This window comes from Mycolicibacter acidiphilus (assembly GCF_018455725.1).
GTDB classification, from domain to species: domain Bacteria; phylum Actinomycetota; class Actinomycetes; order Mycobacteriales; family Mycobacteriaceae; genus Mycobacterium; species Mycobacterium acidiphilum.
Genome location: NZ_JAHCLR010000021.1, coordinates 64,153 through 89,667 on the forward strand (window position 1 = coordinate 64,153; position 25,515 = coordinate 89,667).

At 69.3% G+C, this 25,515-nt stretch carries 24 protein-coding genes; 11 read left to right on the plus strand and 13 right to left on the minus strand.

Going from position 1 to position 25,515, the window contains the following annotated elements:
* Positions 1-13: 13 nt before the first annotated feature.
* A complete protein-coding gene (gene bioB / locus KIH27_RS11990) occupies positions 14-1,051 on the minus strand; it encodes a biotin synthase BioB (RefSeq protein WP_214093171.1) in 1,038 nt (345 codons plus the stop codon).
* Positions 1,052-1,120: 69 nt separating this feature from the next.
* Here bioB and KIH27_RS11995 point away from each other — a divergent pair, with 69 nt between their 5' ends.
* Entirely contained in the window at positions 1,121-1,720 is a 600-nt protein-coding gene (locus KIH27_RS11995) for a TetR family transcriptional regulator (RefSeq protein WP_307856855.1), read from the plus strand.
* On the opposite strand, the gene KIH27_RS12000 is transcribed toward KIH27_RS11995, so the two are convergent.
* From KIH27_RS12000 to KIH27_RS12020, 4 genes are read right to left on the minus strand one after another with little or no spacing between them, the layout of a single operon-like run.
* Positions 1,713-2,219, minus strand: a complete 507-nt coding sequence (locus KIH27_RS12000) for a 2'-5' RNA ligase family protein (protein WP_214093173.1) — start codon at positions 2,217-2,219, stop codon at positions 1,713-1,715. The two genes, KIH27_RS11995 and KIH27_RS12000, sit on opposite strands and share 8 nt — an antisense overlap.
* A 2-nt stretch (positions 2,220-2,221) precedes the next feature.
* Complete coding sequence (gene bioD / locus KIH27_RS12005; protein WP_214093174.1) at positions 2,222-2,902, minus strand: dethiobiotin synthase; 681 nt, start codon at positions 2,900-2,902, stop codon at positions 2,222-2,224.
* Entirely contained in the window at positions 2,899-4,224 is a 1,326-nt protein-coding gene (locus KIH27_RS12015) for an 8-amino-7-oxononanoate synthase (RefSeq protein ID WP_250149992.1), read from the minus strand. The genes bioD and KIH27_RS12015 overlap by 4 nt, the downstream gene beginning before the upstream one ends.
* Positions 4,225-4,235: 11 nt before the next feature.
* Positions 4,236-5,540 (minus strand): adenosylmethionine--8-amino-7-oxononanoate transaminase, encoded by a 1,305-nt coding sequence (locus tag KIH27_RS12020; RefSeq protein WP_214093175.1) that lies wholly within the window; start codon positions 5,538-5,540, stop codon positions 4,236-4,238.
* A gap of 176 nt (positions 5,541-5,716) precedes the next feature.
* On the opposite strand from KIH27_RS12020, the gene ripD reads away from it, so the two are divergent.
* The 6 genes from ripD (at position 5,717) to KIH27_RS12050 (ending at position 12,120) form a co-directional block, all read left to right on the plus strand.
* Positions 5,717-6,391, plus strand: coding sequence for an NlpC/P60 family peptidoglycan-binding protein RipD (gene ripD / locus KIH27_RS12025; RefSeq protein ID WP_214093176.1), 675 nt, complete (start codon positions 5,717-5,719; stop codon positions 6,389-6,391).
* A gap of 100 nt (positions 6,392-6,491) precedes the next feature.
* Positions 6,492-8,681 carry an acetyltransferase SucT gene (sucT, locus tag KIH27_RS12030; protein WP_214093177.1) on the plus strand — a complete coding sequence of 730 codons (2,190 nt, stop codon included), beginning with the start codon at positions 6,492-6,494 and terminating at the stop codon, positions 8,679-8,681.
* Positions 8,678-10,960, plus strand: a complete 2,283-nt coding sequence (gene treY / locus KIH27_RS12035; RefSeq protein ID WP_214093178.1) for a malto-oligosyltrehalose synthase — start codon at positions 8,678-8,680, stop codon at positions 10,958-10,960. The genes sucT and treY overlap by 4 nt, the downstream gene beginning before the upstream one ends.
* Before the next feature lie 37 nt (positions 10,961-10,997).
* The gene (locus KIH27_RS12040) at positions 10,998-11,432 is read left to right on the plus strand and encodes a hypothetical protein (RefSeq protein ID WP_250149993.1); all 435 of its coding nucleotides are present in this window, start codon (positions 10,998-11,000) and stop codon (positions 11,430-11,432) included.
* A gap of 48 nt (positions 11,433-11,480) precedes the next feature.
* Positions 11,481-11,720, plus strand: coding sequence for a hypothetical protein (locus KIH27_RS12045; protein ID WP_214093180.1), 240 nt, complete (start codon positions 11,481-11,483; stop codon positions 11,718-11,720).
* The gene (locus KIH27_RS12050; protein WP_214093181.1) at positions 11,707-12,120 is read left to right on the plus strand and encodes a PIN domain-containing protein; all 414 of its coding nucleotides are present in this window, start codon (positions 11,707-11,709) and stop codon (positions 12,118-12,120) included. Before KIH27_RS12045 ends, KIH27_RS12050 begins: the two co-directional genes overlap by 14 nt.
* 22 nt (positions 12,121-12,142) lie before the next feature.
* On the opposite strand, the gene ilvA is transcribed toward KIH27_RS12050, so the two are convergent.
* The 5 genes from ilvA to KIH27_RS12075 all read right to left on the minus strand — a co-directional run bounded on the left by ilvA (position 12,143) and on the right by KIH27_RS12075 (position 17,087).
* Complete coding sequence (ilvA, locus tag KIH27_RS12055; protein WP_214093182.1) at positions 12,143-13,423, minus strand: threonine ammonia-lyase IlvA; 1,281 nt, start codon at positions 13,421-13,423, stop codon at positions 12,143-12,145.
* 28 nt (positions 13,424-13,451) lie between these two features.
* Positions 13,452-13,889, minus strand: a complete 438-nt coding sequence (locus KIH27_RS12060; protein ID WP_214093183.1) for a nitroreductase family deazaflavin-dependent oxidoreductase — start codon at positions 13,887-13,889, stop codon at positions 13,452-13,454.
* Between the two features lie 10 nt (positions 13,890-13,899).
* Positions 13,900-14,379, minus strand: a complete 480-nt coding sequence (locus tag KIH27_RS12065) for a DUF488 domain-containing protein (RefSeq protein ID WP_250149994.1) — start codon at positions 14,377-14,379, stop codon at positions 13,900-13,902.
* 72 nt (positions 14,380-14,451) lie between these two features.
* A complete protein-coding gene (gene fadD11, locus KIH27_RS12070; RefSeq protein WP_214093184.1) occupies positions 14,452-16,272 on the minus strand; it encodes a fatty acid--CoA ligase FadD11 in 1,821 nt (606 codons plus the stop codon).
* Between the two features lie 29 nt (positions 16,273-16,301).
* Positions 16,302-17,087 carry an enoyl-CoA hydratase/isomerase family protein gene (locus tag KIH27_RS12075; RefSeq protein WP_214093185.1) on the minus strand — a complete coding sequence of 262 codons (786 nt, stop codon included), beginning with the start codon at positions 17,085-17,087 and terminating at the stop codon, positions 16,302-16,304.
* Between the two features lie 86 nt (positions 17,088-17,173).
* Here KIH27_RS12075 and KIH27_RS12080 point away from each other — a divergent pair, with 86 nt between their 5' ends.
* A complete protein-coding gene (locus tag KIH27_RS12080) occupies positions 17,174-18,007 on the plus strand; it encodes a class I SAM-dependent methyltransferase (protein WP_214093186.1) in 834 nt (277 codons plus the stop codon).
* 9 nt (positions 18,008-18,016) lie between these two features.
* Here KIH27_RS12080 and KIH27_RS12085 read toward each other — a convergent pair whose 3' ends face one another.
* The 3 genes from KIH27_RS12085 to dnaE form a co-directional block, all read right to left on the minus strand.
* A complete protein-coding gene (locus KIH27_RS12085; protein WP_214093187.1) occupies positions 18,017-18,709 on the minus strand; it encodes a hypothetical protein in 693 nt (230 codons plus the stop codon).
* 168 nt (positions 18,710-18,877) lie between these two features.
* A complete protein-coding gene (locus KIH27_RS12090) occupies positions 18,878-19,558 on the minus strand; it encodes a hypothetical protein (RefSeq protein ID WP_214093188.1) in 681 nt (226 codons plus the stop codon).
* Between the two features lie 158 nt (positions 19,559-19,716).
* Entirely contained in the window at positions 19,717-23,268 is a 3,552-nt protein-coding gene (gene dnaE / locus KIH27_RS12095; protein WP_214093189.1) for a DNA polymerase III subunit alpha, read from the minus strand.
* 174 nt (positions 23,269-23,442) lie between these two features.
* Between dnaE and KIH27_RS12100 the strand changes: the two genes are divergently transcribed.
* The 3 genes from KIH27_RS12100 to KIH27_RS12110 all read left to right on the plus strand — a co-directional run bounded on the left by KIH27_RS12100 (position 23,443) and on the right by KIH27_RS12110 (position 25,460).
* The gene (locus KIH27_RS12100; RefSeq protein WP_214093190.1) at positions 23,443-24,336 is read left to right on the plus strand and encodes a PE-PPE domain-containing protein; all 894 of its coding nucleotides are present in this window, start codon (positions 23,443-23,445) and stop codon (positions 24,334-24,336) included.
* An 83-nt stretch (positions 24,337-24,419) separates the two neighbouring features.
* Complete coding sequence (locus KIH27_RS12105) at positions 24,420-24,635, plus strand: dodecin family protein (protein WP_214093191.1); 216 nt, start codon at positions 24,420-24,422, stop codon at positions 24,633-24,635.
* 60 nt (positions 24,636-24,695) lie between these two features.
* Complete coding sequence (locus KIH27_RS12110) at positions 24,696-25,460, plus strand: methyltransferase domain-containing protein (protein WP_214093192.1); 765 nt, start codon at positions 24,696-24,698, stop codon at positions 25,458-25,460.
* Positions 25,461-25,515: the final 55 nt, after the last annotated feature.

Sequence of the window (25,515 nt, forward strand, 5' to 3'; positions counted from 1 at the left end):
GTACCCGGGTCCCTTACAGGCTCTCGCTGAGGACCTTGATCGGCATCTTCAGCTCCTCGAGCATCTCCAGGTCGTCGTCGATGGAGCGGCCCAGGGTGGTCAGGTAGTTGCCGACGATCATCGCGTTGGCGCCGCCCATCAGGCTGCGCTTGGCGCCCAGGTCGCCCAGGGTGATCTCGCGACCGCCGGCGAACCGCAGCGTGGTGCGCGGCAGCACCAGCCGGAACGCGGCGATGATCGTGAGCGCCTCCACGGCCGACAGCGGCGGCATGTCCTCGAACGGGGTGCCGGGCTGCGGGTTGAGGAAGTTGATCGGCACGTCGTCGGGGTTCAGTGCGGCGATCTGGCTGGCGAACTCGGCGCGCTGCTCCAGGGACTCACCCATGCCGAGGATGCCGCCGGAGCACAGCTCCATGCCGTTGTCACGGACCAGTTCCAGGGTCGCCAATCGCTCGTCCCACTCGTGGGTGGTGACCACCGACGGGAAGTAGGACCGGGCGGTCTCCAGGTTGTGGTTGTACTTGTGCACGCCGATCTCTTTGAGCTTCTTGGCCGTGCGCGGGGTCAGCAGCCCCAGCGAGGCCGCGATCGGGATGTCGATCCCGGCCTCGCGGATCGCCTTGATGCCGTCGTCGACCTGCTTGAGCAGCTTGTCGTCGGCGCCGCGCACCGCCGCGACGATGCAGAACTCGGTGGCGCCGGTCGCGGCGGTCGCCTTGGCGGCCTCCACCAGTTCGTCCTTGTCGAGCCAGACGCCGCGCACCGGCGAGTCGTCGAAGACCGCCGACTGCGAACAGAAGTTGCAGTCCTCGGTGCAGCCGCCGGTCTTGAGGCTGATGATGCCCTCGACCTCGACCTCGATGCCGCACCAGCGCGTCCGCACCTCGTGGGCCAGGTCGAGCAGCTCGTCGAGACGCTCCTCGCCGAGTCGCAGCACCGCCAGCACCTGCTCCTGGTTGAGCCCTTCACCGCGGCCCAGCACCTGCTCGCGGGCGATCGCCAGGATGTCGGTGCTGTCGGTATCGGTGCTGGATACGGCTGCCTGAGTCACCTGATGCTCCTTGTTACTCGAGTGCGGCGGACCGGCCGCCTTGAACGCTGTTCAGGCTATGGTAGCGGTGTGCAACCGCACCAACGCGACCACCGTCACGATATCGTCACCGCGGCCGCCGCGATCCTGGACAACTACGGGATCGCGGACCTGACCATGCGCCGGCTGGCACGCGAACTCGGAGTCTCCCCCGGCGCGCTGTACTGGCATTTCGCCGACAAACAGCAGTTGCTCGGCGCGGTCGCCGACCGGGTGCTGCAACCGGTGTCCACCAGCGCCGACGCGGCCGACTGGCGCCAACTGGCTATCACGGTCTGCACGCAGATGCACGACGCGCTGCTGTCGCACACCGACGGCGCCGAACTCGTCGCGGCGAGTTTCGCGGCCGGGCAGTCGCAGCGCGTCGTCGCGATCCTGCGGGTCCTCGCGCAGGCCGCCGGCCTGGCAGGCCTGGGCACCGAGCAGGCGGCGCTGGCGGCCCGCAGCCTGGTCTACTACGTGCTGGGCGCCACCATCGACGAGCAGTCGCGGTTGCAGTTCGACGCCGCCGGTGCGCTGGCGCACGGCACCGCGTTCTCGCCGACGGCTGTGCCGGCCGCCGACTTCGCGTTCGGGCTGCGACTGCTGATCGACGGCGTGGCCGTGCACGGCGGTGTGCCGGTCAGCTGATCGGGTGCTCAGTGCGCGTGTCCCCCTGCCAGCGTCGCAGTCCGGCGAACCGGCCCTGAATCTCGCTGGGGCGCCCGGTGATTCGCGCGGCGCGGGCCAGGTGCGCCGGGCCGACGTGCCGGGCGCAGGTGACGTGCGGTGTCCACTGGCCGGGGGCGGTGTGCGGCAGCGGGTGCGGCACCAGGTGCGGCAGGCTCAACCGGTACACCTCGGCGTGCACAGCCAGCAGGTCGGCGCTCGGCACGACCAGTCGGGCGAGCACTGTTCCGCCCTTCCCGAACAGCACCGGCGGCCCCAGCGTGCAGGCCGGCGGATCGGCGACGACGCCTGTCAGCACCTCCTCGACCTGCGGATCGATGCGCTGCGCCACCACCAGGGTGACGTGCGGCCGGGCCGCCGGGGCCTGGCTGGGCACTCCGGCGCCGGCCAGGCCCGCCCAGATCCGCCGGATCGCCGCCTCGGTGTCGGCGTCGAAGACCAGCTCGATCGAGTGCACCATCGCTAGCCGGCCAGCGTCGCGACCCAGTCCGGTGCGAAGGCGGCGGCGCTCATCGCGGCGAAGTCGGCGACCGGCAGCGCACCGCTGCCCGCGGGCAGCATCGCCCGCACCGGTGCCAGCCGGGCCAGCGCCGTCCGATTCGACGTCTCCGCGGCGTCGGGCCGTTCCGGCCAGCTGCCGATCACCAGCCCGGCGCACGGGATCCCCTGCCCGGCAAGCGATTCGACAGTCAGAGCGGTGTGGTTGAGGGTGCCCAACCCGGCGGCGACCACCACCAGCACGGCCGCACCGCACTCGGCGGCCAGATCCCGCAGGGTGGTGCCGTCGGCGGTGAGTTCGACCAGCAGCCCGCCGGCGCCCTCAACCAGCGTCAGGCGGCCGGGGCGGTCGACGGCGTCGATCAGGGTCAGCAAATCCCGGCGGGTCGGCAGCGTCGCGCCGGCATCTTCTGCCGCGGCCACCGGGGCCAGCGGCTGCGGGTAGCGGGCCAGCCCGACCAGTTCGGTGACACCGGTGAGCCGACCGATCTCGGCCAGGTCGTCGTCGCCGTCGATTGTGCCGGTCTGCACCGGTTTGCAGACCGCGACGTCCAGGCCGGCCTGCCGGGCGGCGGACGCCAGCGCCGCAGTGGCGATCGTCTTGCCGACGCCGGTGCCGGTGCCGGTGACGATCAGCGCGGTCACGTCCGCGCCGCCGACAGCACGCCGGCCAGCACCCGCCCGGCCATGTCGAGTTCGTCGCGGGTCAGCGACGCGCGGGCGGTCAGCCGGAGCCGCGACGTGCCGACCGGCACCGTCGGCGGCCGAAAGCAGCCGACCCGGACACCCGCGTCCAGGCAGGCGGCAGCGGCGGCCACCGCCACCTCGGGGTCCCCGAGGATCACCGATATCACCGCTGATTCCGGCGGTTTAGCGAGGCTCGACGAAGGAGAGGCGAAGCTGGAACCGCCGCATTGACCCAGCGGTTTAGCGAGGCTCGACGAAGGAGAGGCGAAGCTGGAACCGCCGCATTGGCCCGGCGGTTTAGCGAGGCTCGACGAAGGAGAGGCGAAGCTGGAACCGCCGCATTGACCCAGCGGCTCACACACCCCGCAGGCCTCGGCCAGGACGCGCGCGTTGTCCAGCACCGCCGCCGGCAGCGCCGGTTGCGCCACCAGCACCCGCAGCGCCGCCAACGCAGCGCCGACCGCGGCCGGGGCCAGCCCGGTGTCGAAGATGAAGGTCCGGGCGGCGTCGATCAGGTGATCGCGCACGGCGGCCGGGCCGAGCACCGCACCGCCCTGGCTGCCCAGCGCCTTGGACATGGTGGTGGTCAGGACGATGTCGGGGGCACCGGCCAGGCCGACCTCGTGCACCAGGCCCTGTCCCCCGGCGCCGCGCACCCCCAGACCGTGCGCTTCGTCGACGATCAGCAGCGCCCCGTGCCGCCGGCACACCGCGTGCAGTTCCCGCAGCGGCGCGCGGGTTCCATCGGCGGAGAACACCGACTCGGTGACCACGACCGCACGCCGTTCGGTGCGGGCGGCGAGCGCTGCGGCGACCGCGTCCACGTCGCGGTGCGGGGTCACCACCACCCGTGCCCGCGACAACCGGCAGGCGTCGACCAGGGAGGCGTGCGAGTAGCGGTCGGAGACCAGCAGCGCGTCTGGTCCGGACAGGCTGACCACCGCGCCGATGTTCGCGGCGTATCCCGACGAGAACACCAGGCCGGCCTCGGCGCCGACGAAGGCGGCCAACTCCCGCTCGAATTGCTGGTGCAGGTCGGTGTCACCGGTGACCAGCCGCGACCCGGTGGCACCGGCACCCCAGGTCCGCAGCGCCGCCACCGCCCCGTCGACGACGGCCGGATGCGTCGACAGGCCCAGGTAGTCGTTGGAGGCGAGGTCGAGCAGGTCGCTGCTCGGCGGCCGCGGCCGCAGCGCACGGCGCAGCCCGGCTGCGCGGCGCTGCCGCTCCACGTCGGCCAGCCAGCTCAGCGCACCGGTCCCGTTCTCTGCACCCATCATCGGCTTGCAGCCTAAAGCGGCGACGGGTCCACACATGCGGCGACCTCGACCATCGCGGCGGCGATCTGAGCGGTTTCGGACGGCGTGCAGATCAGCGGCGGCATGGCGTAGATCAGGTTGCGGAACGGGCGCAGCCACACACCGCGGCGCAGCGCGGCCGGTGTGGCAACCGCCAGGTCCACCGGCTCATGGCATTCGATGACGCCGATCGCCCCGCACACCCGCACGTCGGCCACCCCGGGCAGCGCCCGGGCCGGCGCCAGTCCGGCGCTGAGTTCCCCGCTGATCCGGGCGACCGTCGTCCGCCAGTCCGAGGCCAGCAGCAGCTCGACGCTGGCCACCGACACCGCGCAGGCGAGTGGGTTGGCCATGAACGTCGGCCCGTGCATCAGGGCCCCGGCGGCGCCGGTGCTGATCGTCCGGGCGATCTCCGTGGTGCAGAGTGTGGCGGCCAGCGTGAGGTAGCCGCCGGTCAGCGCCTTGCCGACGCACATGATGTCCGGGCTGACCTGCGCGTGGTCGGCGGCGAACAGTTCACCGGTGCGGCCGAATCCGGTCGCGATCTCGTCGAAGATCAGCAGCACGCCGTGCCGCCGGGTGATGTCGCGCAGGTCGGTCAGGTAGCGCGGGTCGTGGAACCGCATCCCGCCGGCGCCCTGCACGACGGGTTCGACGATCACCGCGGCGATGTCGTCGGCGTGGGCAGCCAGCTGGGCCTCGAACGCCTCGCTGTAGGACGGGTCGTAGTCGTCGGGCACCTGGGGTGCGAAGATCTGCTCGACCAGGGTGCCCCGCCAGAGCGTGTGCATGCCGCCGTCGGGGTCGCAGACGCTCATCGGGGCGAAGGTGTCGCCGTGGTAGCCGCCCCGCCAGGTCATCAGCCGCCGTTTGCCGGGCCGGTCGCGTCCCCGCCAGTACTGCAGCGCCATCTTGATCGCGACCTCCACCGACACCGAACCGGAGTCGCTGAAGAAGACGGTCTGCAGGTCCGGCGGGGTGATCTCGACCAGCAGTTGGGCGAGCCGGGCGGCGGGTTCGTGGGTGAGGCCGCCGAACATGACGTGGTTCATCACCCCGAGCTGGGCGGTGATGGCCGCGTCGAGCACTGGGTGGCCGTGGCCGTGGATCGCGGTCCACCAGGAGCTCATCGCGTCCAGCACATCGACCGGGACATCGTCGACCAGCACCGTCAGCCAGGCGCCGTGCGCGGCCACCGCCACCACCGGGGCCTGCCCCGCGACGCCGATCGTGCTGTAGGGGTGCCACACGTGCGCGGCGTCGATGGCCCGGATCTGCTCGGGAGTCAGGGCGGACATGAGCACTGAGGGTAGGCGCAGACCCGGCCGGCGCCCGAACAGCCCGTCACCGTTCGGTCACGGAACTCCTAATTTCTCCCCGGCGAGACCGGACCGCGACTAAACGCCACTAACCTCTGTGACAGAAGTGATTGAAGTGGCCGTTGAGTATCGACGGCCGGGAGGGGGAACCACCGATGAAACGCATCTGCGCCACCGCGATCGCGCTGTCCGCGGCGCTGGCACCGGTCTGGGCCGCAGCCGGCCCGGCCACCGCCGATCCGCGCCCCGGGTCGACCGGCTACGGCCAGCCCATCGACACCGTGATCCAGCGCGCCCTCTCCCAGCGCGGTGTGCCCTACGTCTACGGCGGCGGCAACATCGCCGGTCCGACCGCCGGAGCCCCCTCGCGGCCGACCCTGGCCCCCACCACCTTGGGCCCCACCCTGGGCACCGCAGCCACCCTGCCCGGCCTGTCACCCGCACCGGCCGTCGGGGGACCGGCCATCGGGAGCCCGGCCCTGGGAAGTCCGGCCATCGGGAGCCCGGTCAGCGCTCCGGCCGGCATCCCGGGCCTCGGCCTGCCGCAGACCGTCGGATTCGACGCATCCGGGCTGATCCAGTACGCGTTCGCCGGCGCCGGGATCAAGATGCCGCGCACCTCTGGTGAACAGTGCAGCGTCGGCCACAAGGTGGCTCCGGCGCAGGCCCGCCCGGGCGACCTGCTCTGCTACGGCCCCGGCGGCACCCAGAGCGTCGCGCTGTACCTGGGCAACAACCAGATGATCGAGGGCACCAACCCCGCGGTCACGGTCTCACCGGCCCGCACCAGCAACATGGTCCCCTACCTGACCCGCGTCATCGGCCAGTAGGCGCAGCGGTCCGCAACGTGTGAGCGGGCGATCTCACAGCGCAGCTCACAGCGTTGGAATGCCGTTTAGACAGGCTGATTAGGTAGATTGTCGGGCGATCATGGTTGCCCTGTCCCCGCCCCGGCCGGCGTCAGCGCCCGTTGCGGGGCCGGCGTCGACCACTGCGATGGGCACCCGCAAGGCCGGTTTCTACCGACACGACCTCGACGGGCTGCGCGGTGTCGCGATCGCGCTGGTCGCAATGTTCCACATCTGGTTCGGCCGGGTCTCCGGCGGGGTGGACGTGTTCCTGGCGCTGTCCGGCTTCTTCTTCGGCGGCAAACTGCTGCGGGTCGCACTGAACCCGCACTCGTCACTGTCGCCGGTGCCGGACCTGATCCGGCTGGTCCGCCGGTTGCTGCCGGCGCTGGTGGTGGTGCTGGCCGCGTGCGCGGTGCTGACGATCCTGGTTCAGCCGCAGACCCGCTGGGAGACCTTCGCCGACCAGAGCCTGGCCAGCCTGGGCTACTACCAGAACTGGGAGTTGGCCCGCACCGCGTCGGACTATCTGCGCGCCGGTGAGGCGGTCAGCCCGCTGCAGCACATCTGGTCGATGTCGGTGCAGGGCCAGTTCTTCGTGTCGTTCCTGGCGTTGATCTTCGGTTTCGCGTTCCTGTTCCGCCGGCTGCTCGGCCGCCGCCTGCGCAGCGCGTTCGTGCTGCTGCTCGCCGGGCTGACGGTGGCGTCGTTCGTGTACGCGATCATCGCCCATCAGGCCGACCAGTCGCAGGCCTACTACAACAGCTTCGCCCGTGCCTGGGAGCTGCTGATCGGTGCACTGGCCGGCGCCGCGGTCCCCTACATCCGGTGGCCGCAGTGGCTGCGCACCACGATCGCCATCGTCGCCCTCGCCGCGATCTTGAGCTGCGGCGCCCTGATCGAGGGCGTCAAGGAGTTCCCCGGCCCGTGGGCGCTGGTGCCGGTCGGCGCGACGGTGCTGTTCATCCTGACCGGGGCCAACCGGCACGCCCACCCCAGCACCCGCGGGCAACTGCCCTGGCCGAACCGGCTGCTGGCCGCCGGACCGCTGGTCACGCTCGGCGCGATGGCCTACTCGCTGTACCTGTGGCACTGGCCGCTGCTGATCTTCTGGCTGTCCTACACCGGTCACCGGCACGCGTCGGTGCTCGAGGGCACGGTGATCCTGCTGGTCTCCGGCGTGCTGGCCTACCTGACCAGCAAGCTGATCGAGGAGCCGCTGCGCTCCCGCAAGGCGGCCGGCCTGGGCCCGACGCCGGTGCTGACCATTCCCTGGCGTACACCGTCGCCCGGCTGGTGGCGCCGGCCCACGCTGGCGCTGGGGTCGACGGTGGTGCTGCTGGGCGTTGCGCTGACGGCGACGTCGTTCACCTGGCGCGAGCACGTCACCGTGCAGCAGGCCAACGGTAAGGCGCTGGTCGGACTCAACCCGCGGGACTACCCGGGGTCACGCGCGCTGACCGGCCACGTCCGGGTCGCCAAACTGCAGATGCGCCCGACCATCCTGGAGGCCAAGAAGGATCTGCCGTCCTCCACCCGTGATGGCTGCATCAGCAGCTTCAGCAACGGCGCCCTGCTCAAGTGCGACTACGGCGACACCGAGGCCACCCGCACCATCGCGCTGGCCGGCGGCTCGCACGCCGAGCACTGGCTGCCGGCCCTGGATCTGTTGGGTCGCGAGCACCACTTCAAGGTCGTCACCTACCTCAAGATGGGCTGCCCGCTGTCCACCGAGGAGGTCCCGCTGATCATGGGCAACAACGCCCCGTATCCGCAGTGCCACACCTGGGTCGAGAAGACCATGGCGCAGCTCATCACCGACCACCCGGATTTCGTGTTCACCACCTCCACCCGGCCGTGGAACATCAAACCCGGCGATGTCATGCCGGGCACCTACATCGGGATCTGGAAGAAGCTGTCCGAGAACAACATTCCGATTCTGGCCATGCGGGACACCCCGTGGCTGGTGCACGACGACAACAGCCCGTTCGAACCGGCGGACTGCCTGGCGTCCGGCGGTGACGCGGTGTCCTGCGGGATCAAGCGCTCCGCGGTGCTCGCCGACCACAACCCGACCCTCGATTTCGTGAAACAGTTCCCACTGCTCAAGCCGTTGGACATGTCCGATGCGGTGTGCGACGTCGACATCTGCCGGGCCATCGAGGGCAACGTGCTGGTCTACCATGACTCGCATCACCTGTCGGCGACCTACATGCGCACGATGGCCGGTGAGCTCAGCAAGCAGCTCGGCACCGCCACCGGCTGGTGGTGAACCGGCCCGCGGTTTCATCCACCTACCGGCTGCAGCTGCGCAGCCCGGGCAGCGGCGCCGGTTTCACCTTCGCCGACGCCGAGAATCTGCTCGACTACCTCGACGCGCTCGGGGTGTCCCATCTGTACCTGTCGCCGATCCTGACCGCGGTGTCCGGGTCGGCGCACGGTTATGACGTCACCGACCCGACGACGCTGTCGGCGGAACTCGGTGGCGCACCGGGTTTCACAAGGCTGTCGGCTGCGGCACGGGCCCGCGGCATGGGGTTGATCGTCGACATCGTGCCCAACCACCTGGGTGTCGGCCGACCGGAGCAGAACCGGTGGTGGTGGGATGTGCTGCGGCACGGGCGATCATCAGACTACGCAGACTTCTTCGACATCGACTGGGAACTCGACGACGGCCGGATCGTGCTGCCCGCGTTGAACTCCGGCACCGACCTGGCCGGCCTGACCGTGCACGACGACAGGCTGGTGCTGGGCGGGCTGATGCTGCCGATCGCGCCGGGCACCGGGTCGGGCACCGCCGCGCAGGTACTGGACCGCCAGCACTACCGGCTGGTCGACTGGCGTTCCGGAGCCTGCGGCTACCGCCGGTTCATGACGGTCGATTCGCTTGCCGCACTGCGGCAGGAGGACCGGGCCGTGTTCGACGCGACGCACGTCGAAGTGGCCCGCTGGTTCGCCGAAGGCCTGGTCGACGGCATACGGATCGACCATCTCGACGGCCTGCCCGACCCGATCGGGTACCTGCGCTGGCTGCGCGAGTTGACCGGGTCCGACGCCTGGATCGTGGTGGAGAAACTGCTGGCCCCCGACGAGCCGCTGGAACCGACGCTGCCGGTGGCCGGCACCACCGGGTACGACGTGCTGCGCCTGCTGGACGGCGTGTTCGCCGACCCTCGGGGCGAACCGGCGTTGACCGCACTGGCGGCCGCGGCCCCGGCCGTGCCGCTGGCCGAGCTGAGCCGACAGGTGCTGACCGGCCCGCTCGCAGCCGACCTGCACCGGCTGCGACGACGGGTGGCCGCCGCGACCGGCGACGAGCCCCTCCTGCAGCAGGCACTGGTGGCGCTGATCAGCCGGATCGGTGTCTACCGCGACGACTATCCGATACTGGCACCGATCCGGGCCGCGGCGCTGGCCGAGATCGCCGCGGCCGCACCGGAGTTGGCGCCTGCACTGGCCCTGGTCGAGACTGCGGTGGGCACCGGGCGCGAGCTGGCGGCGCGGCTGGCTCAGGTGTGCGGGGCCACGCGCGCCGGCGCCGTCGAGGGGCGGCTGATGCACGGCGACGCCCGGCTGGTGTCGGTGAACGAACTCGGTTGCGATCCGACCCGATTCGCGGTGGACGCCACCGAGTTCCACACCCGGATGCGGGCGCGGGCCGCGCATCGGCCGCAGGCGATGTCGACGCTGTCCACCCACGACACCCAGCGCGGCGAGGATGTGCGGGCGCGCATCCGGGTGCTGTCGCAGGTGGCCGAGCGGTGGGCGGGCTGCGTGACCCGGTGGGAGGAGATGGTTCCCTCCCCCGATGCCGGCACCGGGTTGTTCCTGTGGCAGAACATCTTCGGGGTGTGGCCGGTCGACGGGGTGATAACCGGCACGCTGCGCGAACGGCTGCACGCCTACACCACCAAGGCACTGCGGGAGGCCGGGCGGCACACCTGCTGGGCGGATCCGGCCGTCGACTTCGAGGATGCGGTGCACCGGTGGCTGGCGGGGGTGTTCGACGGCCCGGCAGCCGCCGAGTTGACCGCGTTGGCCGCCGAACTGGCGCCGCACGCCGAGAGCGACGCACTGGGACAGAAGCTGCTGCTGCTCACCGCACCCGGTGTGCCCGATCTGTATCAGGGCACCGAACTGTGGGGGGACAGCCTCACCGATCCGGACAACCGCCGCCCGGTGGATTTCGCCGAGCGCCGGGCCGCGCTGAGCGCCCTGCGCCATCCGAAGATCCGGGTGGTGCACGCCGCGTTGCGGCTGCGGCGGGACCGCCCGGCGGCGTTCGGCGACGTCTACCGCCCGGTGCGCGCCACCGGGTCGTCCGCCGGCCACCTGCTGGCGTTCCGGCGTGGAGAGGACGTGCTGGTGGCGGTCACCCGGTTCACCGCCCGGCTGGGTGAGACCGGTTGGGGCGACACCGCTCTGGGGCTTCCCGACGGCCGGTGGACCGATCGGCTGACCGGTGCGGACTTCGCCGACTCCCCCGTCGCAGCCGCGCTCTTCGCTGAACTGCCGGTGGTGCTGCTGGAGCGCACCCCTGTGGATGAGTGACTGGCCGGATCGGCACCGTCCGCCGATGATGCGTCGCATGACTCATCCCGAACCACCTCCGATCCCGCCGATCGAGACCGCCGAAGATCCGATCCACTCCCCAGCCGACCTGCAGGAGCGCTGGCGGGCGCTGATGGGGCCACTGGGCTTCGGTGAACGACTGCTGTGGCTCGGCTTCATCGGGCCGGATCACCGATTCGTGAAGATGCTGAGCCGGGTTCCGCTGAGACCGCGACCGCAGGCCCGGGTGCTGCACGAGTTGATGTCCGCCGTGCACAGGCTGCTCGACCGGGACGACCTCACCGGCAGCAGGGTCGCGCTGTTGCTGACCGGACCCGGCCGCGGCGGCGTCAGCCCGGCGGACCGCATCTGGTCAGCCCGACTGGTCGAGGCCGCCGCACGGTTCGACATACCACTGGAGCCGATCTTCGCGGCGAACGACGAAGTGCTGCTCCCGGTCGATGCCGCCTGACCAGGAAGAATTGACTGTGAAACTGTGATTCGGTGATATTGTATGGACGTGCGGAACATCACGGTGGCGGTTCCCGACGAGGTGTACAGAACGGCCCGGATCCGGGCGGCAGAACTCGGAAAGTCGGTCAGCGCACTCGTCGGTGAGTTCCTGACCTCGCTGTCCGACCGTGAGGCGGAATTCGCAAGGCTGCTGGCCCAGCAGCAGCGTGTGCAGGGTGAGATCGACCGATTCCGGGCAGCCGATCGGCTGTCCCGTGACGAACTCCACGACCGTGCGATTCGTTGACACCAACATCTTGCTGTACGCGATCTCCACGGATTCCGCGGAAGCGGGGAAAGCCCAGCGCGCCAACGAGATCCTGACGTACCGCGATCTCGCCCTGTCGGTTCAGGTGTTGCAGGAGTTCTACGTTCAGGCGACGCGACAGGGCCGGCCCGACGCCCTCACCGGTGAGCAGGCCGGCGAGTTGGTGGAGTCGTTCATGCGCTTCCCGGTGGCGCCCTTGACGACCGCGGTGATGCAGGCTGCATTCACAACCCAGCAGCGCTGGCGGATCTCCTATTGGGACGCGGCGATCATCGAGGCGGCCCGGGCACTCGGTTGCGGCACCGTGCTTTCCGAGGATCTAGCCGACGGCGCCGACTACGGCGGGATCCTGGTGCAGAACCCGTTCAGCGGTCTCTAACGGCTCCGCCGAAGCGCCGACTTCAGAGCAGGTAGCGGTACGCCGCCGACCCCGGCTCGAGCGGTTCGACGTGGATCTCCGACGAGCGCATCCGGGCCACCAGCCCGGGCAGGTCGGCGGCCGACCCCAGCTGCACGCCGACCAGCGCGGTCCCGGTCTCCCGGTTGTTGCGCTTGACGTACTCGAACAGTGTGATGTCGTCGCTCGGTCCGAGCACCTCGTCGAGGAACCGGCGCAGCGCACCGGGCGCCTGCGGGAAGTCCACCAGGAAGTAATGCTTGAGACCCAGGTGCACCAGCGAGCGTTCCAGCACCTCGCCGTACCGGGAGACGTCGTTGTTGCCGCCGGAGATCAGGCAGACCACCGTCGAGCCGGGCTCAACCTCAGCCTCCAGCAGGCCGGCGACCGACAGGGCGCCGGCCGGTTCGGCGATGATGCCCTCGTTCTGGTACAGGTCGAGCATCGCAGTGCAGACCGCACCTTCATCGACGGTCGTGACCGACACCATGTCGCCGGCTGCGGCCAGCGCCGCATACGGTTGCGCGCCAGCCCGGGCGACCGCGGCACCGTCGACGAACTGATCGACGTGATCGAGCGTGACCGGTTCGCCCGCAGCCAGTGCGGCCATCATGTCGGCGGCGCCGGCTGGTTCCACCCCCAGCACCGCGGTGTTCGCGGTGCGCTCGGCCAGGTACGTGGTGACGCCGGAGATGCAGCCGCCGCCGCCGACCGGGACGATCACCAGATCCGGGGCGGTGTCGAGCTGCTCGAGGAGTTCGACGGCGATGGTGCCTTGGCCGGCCATCGTCCGCAGGTCGTCGTAGGGCGGCACCAGCGTCGCCCCGGTGCGGGCGACGTCGTCGCGGGCGGCTTCAGCCGCCAGGTCGTAGGTGGCGCCGCCGACGATCAGTTCGATGAAGTCGCCGCCGTGGTAGCGGATCCGGTCGCGCTTCTGCTGCGGGGTCTTCGCCGGTACGTACACCCGACCGTGGATACCCAGCGTGCGGCAGGCGTAGGCGAAGCCCTGAGCGTGGTTGCCCGCCGAGGAGCACACCACCCCGGCCGTGGTCTCGGCCGCCGACAGCTGCACCATCAGGTTGTAGGCGCCGCGGATCTTGTAGGACCGCACCGACTGCAGGTCCTCACGTTTGAGGTACACCCGCGCGCCGGTGATCATCGACAGCCGGTCGTTGAACTGCAGCGGGGTCGGGCTGACCACGCCAGCGATCCGCGCCGCCGCCGCGTCGATGTCGGCCGCGGACAGCAGCGGGCCGGTCACGGACTGGTTCGGTTCGGCGGACACCGGTTCATGGTGCCACCCAACCGGCGGTTCACCCCACCGGGGTCAGCACGAACACCGGGATCTGCCGCTCGGTCTTGGCCTGGTACTTGGCGTAGTCCGGCCAGACGGTGACAGCGCGCTCCCACCAGATCGCCTTCTCGTCGCCGAACACCTCGCGGGCGTCGTAGTCGCCGGTGACGGTCTTGTCCTGCAGTTCCACCCGCGGATGTGCCGTGATGTTGTGGTACCAGACGGGGTGGGTGGGCTGCCCGCCCATGGACGCGACGACGGCGTACTCGCCGTCGTGCTCCACCCGCATCAGCGGGGTCTTGCGGATCTTGCCGGTCTTGGCCCCGATCGTGGTCAGCAGGATGACCGGCTTGCCCTGCATCTCGGTGCCCTCGGTGCCCCCGGACGCCATGTACTGCTCGGCGTTCTTGCGGGCCCAGTCCACCGTGCTCGGTGCGTATTCTCCGGAAAGTGGCATGTCGACCAGCCTAGACCTCTGGAGGCGACGGGCGGTCGTAGACGAGCACGTCACCGTCGACCCGCGCCTCGACGGTCGGCCGGTGTTCGCGCAATTTCCCGTCGTGCATCAGATGGCGCACGTCGACGCCCCGCACCAGGGTCAGATAGTCCGCGATCAGCTTGCGATGGCAGCGCCACCACACCGTCTCCGCGCACATCACCGCGACCTGCTCCACGGCGGCGAGTGTCAGCAGGTCGTCGATTCCGGCCCGGAACTCCGGTGTGCGCATGTAACCGGCGTACGAGCGGAACGACTCGTTGCGCAGTCCGACATCGGGGCTCTCCCCCTTCACCCGACGCCACCCGCCCAGTCGCGGCTCCCACTGGTAGGCGATCCCCGCCTGCGGCAACCACTGCCCCATCGCCTCGCGGGAGCTGTCCGGGTTGTGCCGGCTGCCCGGCGCGGTGCGGACGTCCACCAGACGCGCGACACCGGCGCCGGTGAGCAATCGGGTGATCTCACCGGCGTCGGCGGTCCCGTGCCCGAAGGTGAAAACCGTTGGCGCCGTGGCACTCCCCCTTCAGACAGTGACCGGGGCGGCCGCGGGTTCCCGGACGGCCGGACCGGGGTCGGTCGCGTAGAGTTCGTCGATCTCCGCGGCGTACTTGGCGGCGATGGGACGGCGTTTGAGTTTCATGGTCAGCGTCACCTCGTCGCCGCCCGGCTCCCACAACGCCGGCAGCACCCGGAACCGCTTGATCTGCTCCACCCGGGAGAGCCGGGTGTTGCCCTCGGCCACCCCGGCAGCGATCAGCGACAGCACGCCCGGATCGGCGGCCAGCGCCGCCGGGGTCGCCTCGGTCAGTCCGTGCGCGGCCGCGTACGGGGCGATCGAGTCAGCGTCGAACACCATCAGCGCGGTGTTGTACGGCCGGGAATCGCCGATCGTGACCATCGCGCCGATCATCGGGCAGGCCGCCAGGATGGCGTTCTCGATGTTCGCCGGCGACATGTTCTTGCCGGCCGCGTTGATGATCAACTCCTTTTTGCGGTCGACCACCCGTAGGTACCCGTCGGCGTCCTCGACGAGGATGTCGCCGGTGTGCAGCCAGCCGTCGGCGTCGATCGCCTCGGCGGTCTTGGCCGGCTCCCGGCGGTAACCGCGCATCACCAGGGGGCCGCGGACCAGGAACTCGCCGTCGTCGGCGATGCGACTCTCCAAGCCGGGCAGCAGCTTTCCGACCGTCCCGAGGCGGGCGTCGCGCGGGTGCGCGGTGGACGCGACGCAGCTCAGTTCGGACATCCCCCACACCTCACAGATCGGGACGCCGATGCCGGCGAAGAATCCCAGGGTCTCCTTGGGGATCGGCGCCGCCCCCGACACCGCGTACCGCAGTTGGTCCAGGCCGATCTTCTCCCGCAGTTTCGACAGCACCAGGTCGTCGGCGGTGGCCCATTCGGCGGCGATCGCGTCGGAGACCGGCTCCCCGGCGATCAGCGCCGCGGAGCGTTTCGCGCCGACGCCCAGCGCCCACTGCAGGGCGGCCTGCCGATTCTGGTCGGGTTCGGCGGCCACCGCGAATTCGATTGCGGCCTTGAGCTTCTCCCACACCCGGGGCACCGCCGCCCAGGTGGTCGGCCGCACGTCGGGCAGTGCCGCGGCGATCTCCTTGACGTCCGGGACGACGGTGATCTGGGTTCCGAACACCTCCTGGTTGTACAGCGCCATGACCCGGTCGGCGATGTGCGCCGACGGCAGGTACGACGTGGTCCGGTCACCGAACTGAACGCCGAGGACCTCGTCGACGGCGGCCGCCTCGAACAGCAGATTCGCGTGGGTCATCTCCACGCCCTTGGGCGCGCCGGTGGTGCCGGAGGTGTAGATCAGGGTGACGACGTCATCGGGTTGCACTGCCCGCCAGGTGGATTCGAAGTCGAAATCCTCCCGGCCGGCGGCGATCAGATCCTCCACCGACATCGTTCCCGGCGGCGTCCCGTCGATGCAGATGATGTGCTCGAGCGCCGCATCGCTGGCCCGGATCCGGTCGACGTACTGTGCTTCGCAGATGACCACCCGGGTGCCGGCGTTGGCGAAGACATAGCTCAATTGTTCGGCGGGCAGCGTGTTGTACACCGAGAACGACGTCGCTCCGACGTGCTGGGCGCCGACCTCCAGCGGGTAGAACTCGATGCGGTTCGCCATCATCAGCGACACCGTGTCGCCGCGCTGCACTCCGATGCCGGCCAGACCGGCTGCCACCTGACGGACCTGCGCGGCGTACTCCCGCCAGGTCAGCGTCTGGGTACCGCCGACCGTGCGCAGGGTGACCGCGTCCGGGTCGATCGTGGCGGTGCGCTGGAAGGCCTCGCACAGCGTGACCGGCGCCTGCATACTGCTCATCGCTGATTCTCTCCTGATGTCCGATTCGGTCAGCGACGGCTGACCCGCTCCAGATACGCCGTTGCCGCCGCCCGTGATTCGGGATCGTTGACCGCAGTGACCAGCGCGTCGGCGTCGTTCCAGCAGCGGGCCGTGGCAACCATGCCCTCGGTGACCGCGTTGGTGTGGCGTTTGGTTCCCGTCAGTGTCAGGGCGGACTTGGTGACCAGCAGCCCGACCAGGTCTTCGACCTCGGCGTCGAGGTCGGCCGCGGGTACCACCCGGTTGACGAACCCGGCCGCTTTCGCCTCGTCGGCGCCGAACGGCCGGCAGGTCATCACCAGTTCCTTGGTGAGCGCCGGGCCGATCTCGCGCACCAGGCGGGGAATGCCGCCCCACGCCAGCGGGATGCCCAGGTCGACCTCGGGGATCGAGAAGCGGGTGTCGGCGGCCGCCACCCGAAGATCGCAGGCGGCGGCCAGCACCAGCCCGCCACCGACGCAGTGGCCGTGCAACCGGGCCACGGTCACCGCCCGCATTGCCTCCAGCGCGTCGGCCATCCGCCGGCCGGCGTCGGCCGCCTCGCGCATGGCGCCGGCCCCGTCGGCCACGGCGGCGAACGCGGCCAGGTCGGCGCCGGCGGAGAAGGCCCGCCCGGCCCCGGCGACGACCACGACCTTGACCTGCGGCCGCTCATCGAACCAGCGGGCGGCCGACACCAGTTCGGTGAGCGTCTGGGTACCGAGCGGGTTGAGTTTCTCGGGGCGGTTCAACGTGATCGAACCGCGCGCGCCATCGGCGATCACCTGCAGGCTGCTCGCCTGCTGCGTTTCCATGCGTTCGACGTTAGCGGCCGCAGCGCGACTGCGGCAGGTGTTTGACTCCGCGTGTCCGGGTGGATCCGGGCGGTAGCGTTGCGGGCATGTCGATTTCGATCACCGATTTCACCCCGCTGGAGCAGACGGCACTGCTGACCGAGTACGCCCGCGCCCTGGACAGCCGGGACGCGCACTCGATCCTGCACGACACGCTGGCCGATGAGGTCGTCGGCCAGATCGACTACGACTTCGCCGGTTTCCGCATTCCGGCGAACGTGGTGCGTCAGACTGCACTGCGCGCCAAGCTGCTCGACACCAGGGTGGCGAAGTTCATCGCCCAGCACCCCGATGCGGTGGTGGTCGACCTCGGCGCCGGTCTGGGCACTCCCCGGCAGCGGGTGGCGCCGCCGGCCGGGGTCGACTGGTACAGCATCGACCTGCCGCGGGTGATCACACTGCGCACCAGGCTCGTTCAGCCCGCTGCCGGCGACCACCCGGTGGCGGCCGATCTCACCGGCGGGGAGTGGGTGGACGCCGTACCGGCGGGCCGGCCCACGATCGTGATCGCCGACGGCCTGTTCGCGTTCCTGTCCGAACAGCAGGTGATCGAGCTACTGGGCCGGGTCATCGACCGATTCGGTTCGGGCCAACTGGCCTTCAACGACTACGGCCGGATCGGCCTGCTCAGCCGGCTCTCGATGAAACTCGCGCCGCGGGGCATGTTCCGCATGCTGAATCAGGTGTGGGCCAACCCCGGCTTCAGCGATCCGCAGACCCCGCAGCGCTGGGAGCCGCGGCTGCGCCTGGTGGAGCAGGCGTGCCTGGCGCACGCCGCGGAGGTCGACGACTTCCCCGGCGCGGCCCGGCGCCTGACCAAGCTGTCCGGGAAGGTCAAGTCGATCGCCCAGCGAGCCCGGGTGCTGCGCTACCGGTTCTGAGCCGGGCCGCTACAGGTTCGCGAGGATGCCGCCAAGGAAGTCGTTCGGGTCGAAGTCCAACCCGGCGAACGGGTCGGCGGGCAGCAGGTAGTCCGGCACGGTGGGGATGTCGGAATGGAACAGGCTGTTCCACAGCAGTTGCGGGGCCGCGTCACCGATCTGGACGAAGTCCGCCGACACGTGGTTGACGTTGTCGGTCACCACGGTGTTGGTGTAGTCGCCGAACGTGAAGACCCAGTAGCTCAGGTCGTGCTCCCCGACGTTGTTGATCGTCAGATTGCTCATCAGGCCGTCGAGCATGGTGACCTTGTACATCGAAGCCCCGGACAGGAATTCGAACTTGCCCAGATCCAGGTCGTCGGAGGCGTCGGGGTTGGCCGTGAAGTCGCCGAACTGGTAGGCCGAACTGGTGAACGTCGGGTTCCAGAAGTCCTCGATCTTGACGTTGTAACTGCCGGCGTCGGTCACGGTGCCGTCTTCGTGGGTGTACTCGACGGTGTAGGCCTGGTGGTCGGCCTTCCAGTCGGTGAGCAGCGGGCGGATCCCGCTGTAGGTCCAGCCACCGTCGCGCGGGTTGTCCATCACCAGGCAGACCGCCCCGTCGCAGTTCTCGAACGGCCCGGCGTCACCGCCCCACGGGTCCACCGCATGGGCGGTCGCGGTCGGCAGCACGATTGCAGCGAACGCGGCGGCGGCACCCATCCCGACAAGTGTGAGGACACGACGGGGGTTCAACATGACGGCTCCCAAAAATTACTGTGACAGATGCGAACGATGAAACCAAATGTATCAGACGTTACACCGATGACATCCAGCAGATACCCAGGTTAGATGTAAATGCGCTAAACCGCCGCGAATGCCGGCCGTCGGCTATAGCGACGCGACCGACCCGTCGAGGAACTGACTCGGGTCGAAGTCGATACCGGAGTACGGGTCGTCGGGGATGAGGTAGTTCGGCACCGAGACGAAGGTGGGATCGGTCAGGCTGTTCCACAGGAAGCTCGGGGCGGCATCGCCGGTGTGCTGGATGTAGTCCTGCGAGGCGCCGTCCATGGTCACCACGGTGTTGACGAAGTCCGGTGTGGTGACGATCCAGTACGTCGCGCCGTTGGAGGCGTCGATCGTCACCTGGTGGAAGTCGCCGACGGTGGTGGTGTAGACCGACGTCCCGGTCAGGTCGGCGAATGCGCCCAGGTCGGCGCCGGTTTCGCCGGCAGCCGGAGTGAAGTCGCCGTAGTGGTAGGTGCTGCTGGAGATCAGTGGGGTCCAGAAGTCCTCCACCTTCACGTCGTAGCTGCCGGCGTCGGTGGACGTGCCGTCGGCGCCGCTCAGGTCGACGTTGTAGGCCTGGTCACCCTTCCAGTCGGTGAAGTACGGCCGGAAGCCGCCGTAGGTCCAGGTGTCGGGATTGTCGACACCCATCACCAGACACGTGCCGTCCGCACAGGTCTCATAGGGACCGCCGCCCGCAGTGTCGGCGTGAGCGAGTGCCGCGGGCACAGCGAACAGTGCGAACGCCGCGGCAGCGGCTCCCCCGATCAATGCCAGCACACGGCTTTTCTTCAGCACTGGAACCGCCCCTCCCCGGTGACAGAACATACAAACCAAGCGTGAAGTTTCAGACGTTACACCAGGGATGCCGGACCGTTACTGGGAATTGATCTAAAGCTCCACTGGAGGTGCAGCCCAACCGGTTCACGCCCCGTCTGCTACCCGCCGAGGCAGCCCGGCCCCAGCAACGCTTTCAGATCGCCCATCAGCGCCGAGGACGGCGTGACCCGCAACGACGGATCCAGTTCCAGCACGGTGATCCGGTCCCCGCTGATCAGTCGCAGCTGCACCTGCGCGGTGCCCGGGTGCCGCGTCAGCACCTGCTTGAGGGCGGTGACCTTGTCGATCGTGCACTGCCGGGTCGGCAGGCTCACCGCCAGCGGCCGGTTCGCCGAGGCGCTGGTGAAGTCCGGTACCACCACCTCGTTGGCGATCAGTGAGATCCGGTCGTCGCGGATGTTGACCTTCGCCCCGACCAGCACGACGGCGTCGTCGGTGATGTCGGCGCCGTAGGCGGAGTAGGTCTGCGGGAAGAACATCACCTCCACCCCGCCGGTGAGGTCTTCCAGCTGCGCCGACGCCCAGGGCAGCCCGTTCTTGTTGACCCGCCGGTTCACCGACGCCAGGATGCCGCCGATCCGGACCTGGCTGCCGTCCTTGACGTCGCCGTCCAGGATCGCCGGTATCGCGGTGTCGATCTGGGCGGCCAGCAGGTGCGCCACCCCGTTCAGCGGGTGCCCGGAGACATACAACCCGAGCATCTCGCGTTCCAGCGCCAGCTTGTGCTTGTCGGCCCATTCCTCGTCGGGCACCTTGACGCCGAACACCGAAACGGACTCGCCGGCGTCGTCGTCACCACCGCCGAACAGGTCGAACTGGCCCATCGCCTGCGCCTTCTTGGTGCCCAGCACCGAGTCGACGGCCTCGGTGTGCACCAGGAACAGGCCTTTGCGCGGATGCCCCAGCGAGTCGAACGCACCGGCCTTGATCAACGACTCGGTGACCTTCTTGTTGCAGGCCGCGATGTCGATCTTGTTGAGGTAGTCGGAGAAGTCGGTGAATCTTCCCTTCTGCGTGCGGGTTTCGATCAACGAACCCACCACGTTCGCGCCGACGTTGCGGACCGCGCCCATCCCGAACCGGATATCCTCGCCGACCGAGGCGAAGTTCACCACCGACTCGTTGACGTCCGGCGGCAGCACGGTGATGCCCAGCCGCCGGCAGTCGGCGAGGTACACCGCGGCCTTGTCCTTGTCATCGCCGACAGAGGTGAGCAGCCCGGCCATGTACTCGGCCGGATAATTCGCCTTGAGGTAGGCCGTCCAGTACGACACCAGGCCGTAGCCGGCAGCGTGCGACTTGTTGAACGCATACCCGGCGAACGGAAGGATGGTGTCCCACAACGCTTTCACGGCCTTCTCGGAGAACCCGTTGGCCGTCATCCCCTCATAGAAGCCCTTGTACTCGGCTTCGAGCACCTCCAGCTTCTTCTTGCCCATGGCCTTACGCAGCGCGTCGGCCTTACCCATCGTGTAGGAGGCGACCTTCTGCGCGATGAACATGATCTGCTCTTGGTAGACGATCAGGCCGTAGGTCTCCGACAGGATCTCTTTCAGCGGCTCTTCGAGCTCGGGGTGGATCGGCTTGATCGCCTGGCGGTCGTTCTTCCGGTCGGCATAGTCGTTGTGGGCGTTCATGCCCATCGGCCCGGGCCGGTACAGCGCCAGCACCGCGACGATGTCGTTGAACTCGGTGGGCTGCATGCGGCGCAGCAGGTCTCGCATCGGGCCGCCGTCGAGCTGGAACACCCCGAGAGTGTCGCCGCGGCTGAGCAACTCGTAGGTGGCCGGATCGTCGAACGGCAGCGCATCGAGGTCCAGGTCGATCCCGCGATTGGCCTTGATGTTCTGCAGGCAGTCGCCGATGATCGTCAGGTTCCGCAGCCCCAGGAAGTCCATCTTCAGCAGGCCGATGGCCTCACACGACGGGTAGTCCCAGCCGGTGATGATCGCGCCGTCCTGCGGGCGCTTCCACAGCGGGATCGCCTCGATCAGCGGCTCGGAGCTCATGATCACCGCGCAGGCGTGCACGCCGGCGTTGCGGACCAGGCCCTCCAGGCCGCGCGCGGTCTCGTAGATGGTGCGCACATCGGGGTCGGTGTCGATCAGGCCGCGCACCTCGGCGGCTTCCTTGTACCGCTCGTGGTTGGGGTCGGTGATGCCCGACAGCGGGATGTCCTTGGCCATGATCGGCGGCGGCAGCGCCTTGGTGATCCGGTCGGCGATCGCGAAACCCGGCTGCCCGTAGTTCACCCGGGCCGAGTCCTTCAGTGCCGCTTTCGTTTTGATGGTGCCGAAGGTGATGACCTGGGCGACGCGGTCGCTCCCCCACCGCTCGGCGGCGTACCGCACCATCTCACCGCGGCGGCGGTCGTCGAAGTCGATGTCGATGTCGGGCGCCGACGGCCGCTCCGGGTTCAGGAAGCGCTCGAACAGCAGCCCGTGCGGGATCGGGTCGATGTCGGTGATCCGCATCGCGTACGCGACCAGTGAACCGGCCGCCGAACCGCGGCCCGGCCCGACCCGGATGTCGATCGAGCGGGCGTAGCTGATCAGGTCCGCGACGATCAGGAAGTAGGACGGGAAGCCCTTGCCGCAGATGACGTCGATCTCGTAGTCGGCGCGGCGGGTGTACTCCTCCGGCACACCGCCGGGAAAACGCCGCTCCAATCCGGCCTGCACCTCGTGGCGCAGCCAGGACTCCTGGTCGTGGCCGTCGGGCACCGGGAAGATCGGCATCCGATCGCGTGGAGCCCACACGTCCTCGTAGGACTCGACCCGCTCGGCGATCAGCAGGGTGGAGTCGCAGGCGCCGGGGATCTCGTCGTCCCACAGCGCCCGCATCTCGGCGGCCGACTTGAGGTAGTAACCGTCGCCGTCGAACTTGAACCGGGTCGGGTCCGACAGCGTCTTGCCGGTCTGCACGCACAGCAGCGCCTCGTGGTTGTGCGCGGCTTCCCGCGTGACGTAGTGGCAGTCGTTGGTGGCCAGCGCCGGGATGTTCAGCTTGCGGCCGACCTCCAACAGCCCTTCGCGCACCCGGCGTTCGATGGACAGGCCGTGATCCATCAACTCCAGGAAGTAGTTCTCGGCACCGAAGATCTCCCGCCACTTCGCTGCCGCCTCCAGCGCCTCGGCGTCCTGGCCGAGCCGCAGCCTGGTCTGCACCTCCCCGGACGGGCAGCCGGTGGTGGCGATGATGCCCGTCGCGTTCTCGGCGATGATCTCGGCGTCCATCCGCGACCACTTGCCCAACTGGCCCTCGAACGACGCCAGCGAGGACAGCTTGAACAGGTTGCGCAGCCCGGTGGCGTTCGCCGCCACCATTGTCATGTGCGTGTAGGACCCACTGCCGGAGACGTCGTCGCTCTTCTGGCCGGGGTCACCCCAGAGGATCCGGCGGGTCTCGAACCGCGACGCCGGCGCGATGTACGCCTCGACCCCGATGATCGGTTTGATGCCCGCCTTGGTGGCGGCGTTGTAGAACTCGCTGGCACCGAACATGTTGCCGTGGTCCGTCATGCCGATCGCGGGCATTTCAAGGCGCTGCGCCTCGGCGAGCATCGGGGAGATCTTGGCCGCCCCGTCCAGCATCGAGTACTCGGTGTGGTTATGCAGGTGCACGAAGGACCGCGAGGCAGAACTGTCCATAGGACCGCCAGTCTATGACCGGCCACCGACGGGTCGCGGCGTGTCGGCGGGTGTGTCCGCCGAACGGTGTAGCCGCGGACACGGCCGCCACCCGTTGTGCTGCATTTTCACCGTACGGCGGTGCACAGTGATTAACGTTGCGCGTGGGGGGCGATGGGCGAAGGGACCTTCACCATGCACCTCGCAACGATGACGACCGCCCTGCTGATCGCCGGCGGTATCGGTGCCGTCGGCCCGGTGCCGGGCCCGGCCGTCGCCGCGATCGAGTGGACGCTGACCGCGGGCCTGGGCGACGGCGTCGCGCTGATCCTGGGCCCGATGGGCACCGTGATGCCCAACGACACGCTGATGGCCAGCGCCGACCGGATCTTCCTGGAACCGCTCGGTTTCACCGGTCACACCGAAGGGGTGGCAACTCCCTACTCCTTCAGCTTCAGCGGCTACGACTGGGACGCCACGGTCGCGCAGGGCGTCACGAATCTGGTCGACGCGGTCAAAACGCAGATCGCCGACGGCCACGTCAGCGCCGAGGATCCGCTGGTGATCTTCGGCTACTCGCAGGGCACGACGATCGCCACCCAGGCGATGCAGCAACTCGTCGACGCCGGGGTGCCCGCCGACTACCTGCATTTCGTGCTGACCGGGCACGCCGCGTCGGCGTTCGGCGGGTTCCTGAACGCGTTCGTGCCGTCCCTGCCGGACTGGCTGCAGGAACCGGTCCGGCAATTCCTGGACTTCATCAACCTCGGCGACCTGATCGGCGCCACCACCCCCGATGGTCCGTACGCCACCGACGTGTACACGCTGCCCGGCGACGGCTGGTCGGACTGGCCCAGCAGTGTCACCGCCGACCCGTCAGCGACGTGGGATGCCCTCATCGGCGCGTTCAGCGTGCATCTCGCGTACTTCGGGCTGACCCCGGAGCAGGTCGGTGACGCGGTGCTGACGCACACCGACGGCACCGCCGACTACTTCACGATCCCCGATGCGCACATCGATTGGCTGACGACGCTCTGGAACTCGGCGATCAACGTCGGGGACATCCCGGCGTGGCTGGCCGGGCTCTGAAAAGCGGGGCGGGGAAACCGTTTCCGGGACAGCGGCGACTGGTGTGCACTACGTTGAGTTTTCGTGGAGCGGAGGAGACACACATGAGCGTGTACCGGGTGATCGACATCATCGGGACCAGCCCGTCGTCGTGGGAGAACGCCGCAGCCGAGGCGATTCACCGGACCAAGCAGACCATCGATGACATCCGGGTCGCGCAGGTCGTCGAGCAGGACCTCACCCTCGACGACAAGGGCGGCATCATCTACCGCACCAAGCTGCGGGTGTCGTTCAAGATCCGGCCGCCCAAGGGCTCCTAGACCACCTCCGCAGCGGACCGCCTGACGCGTCGGCTGCGGCACTGGCGAATAATGCCGGGCATGGCGCGTAGCTTCGATGAACTGGTGTCCGAGGCGGCCGCCGCCGCGGTCGACGGATGGGATTTCTCCTGGCTGGACGGGCGGGCCACTGAGCAGCGCCCACCCTGGGGCTACCAGCGGATGATCGGCGAACGGCTCGCCGGGGTGTCGGCCGCCCTTGATCTGCAGACCGGTGGCGGCGAGGTGTTGGCCGGGGCCGGCCAGTCCGGCGGATTCCCGCGCACCATGGTGGCGACCGAGGCGTGGCCGCCGAACGCCGCCCGCGCCACCGCCCGGCTGCATCCGCTGGGCGTCGCGGTGGTGTCGGTGCCGGAACGGCCGCCGCTGCCGTTCGCCGACAACGCGTTCGACCTGATCACCAGCCGGCACCCCAACGAGATCTGGTGGACCGAGATCGCCCGGGTGCTGCGATCCGGCGGAACCTACCTGTCCCAGCAGATCGGCCCGGCGTCGATGATCGAGCTGACCGAGTTCTTCCTCGGGCCGATGCCCGGCAAGGGCGCCGGCTACGCCCCGGACGTCCAGCGCGCGCAGGCGGTCGAGGCCGGTCTGGAGGTCGTCGACGTCCGCGCCGAGCGGCTGCGGGCGGAGTTCTTCGACGTCGGCGCCGTCGTCTATTTCCTGCGCAAGGTGATCTGGACGGTGCCGGGCTTCACCGTGGAGCCGCACCTGGACCGGCTGCGCGAACTGCACCAGCGAATCCTCGACGACGGCCCGTTCGTCGCGCACGCCACCCGGGTGCTGATCGAGGCCCGCAAGCCGTAGGCCGCGGCGTTGACTCTGCGCCCACGGCGGGGGCCACTCGCACTTGTGCGCCGTG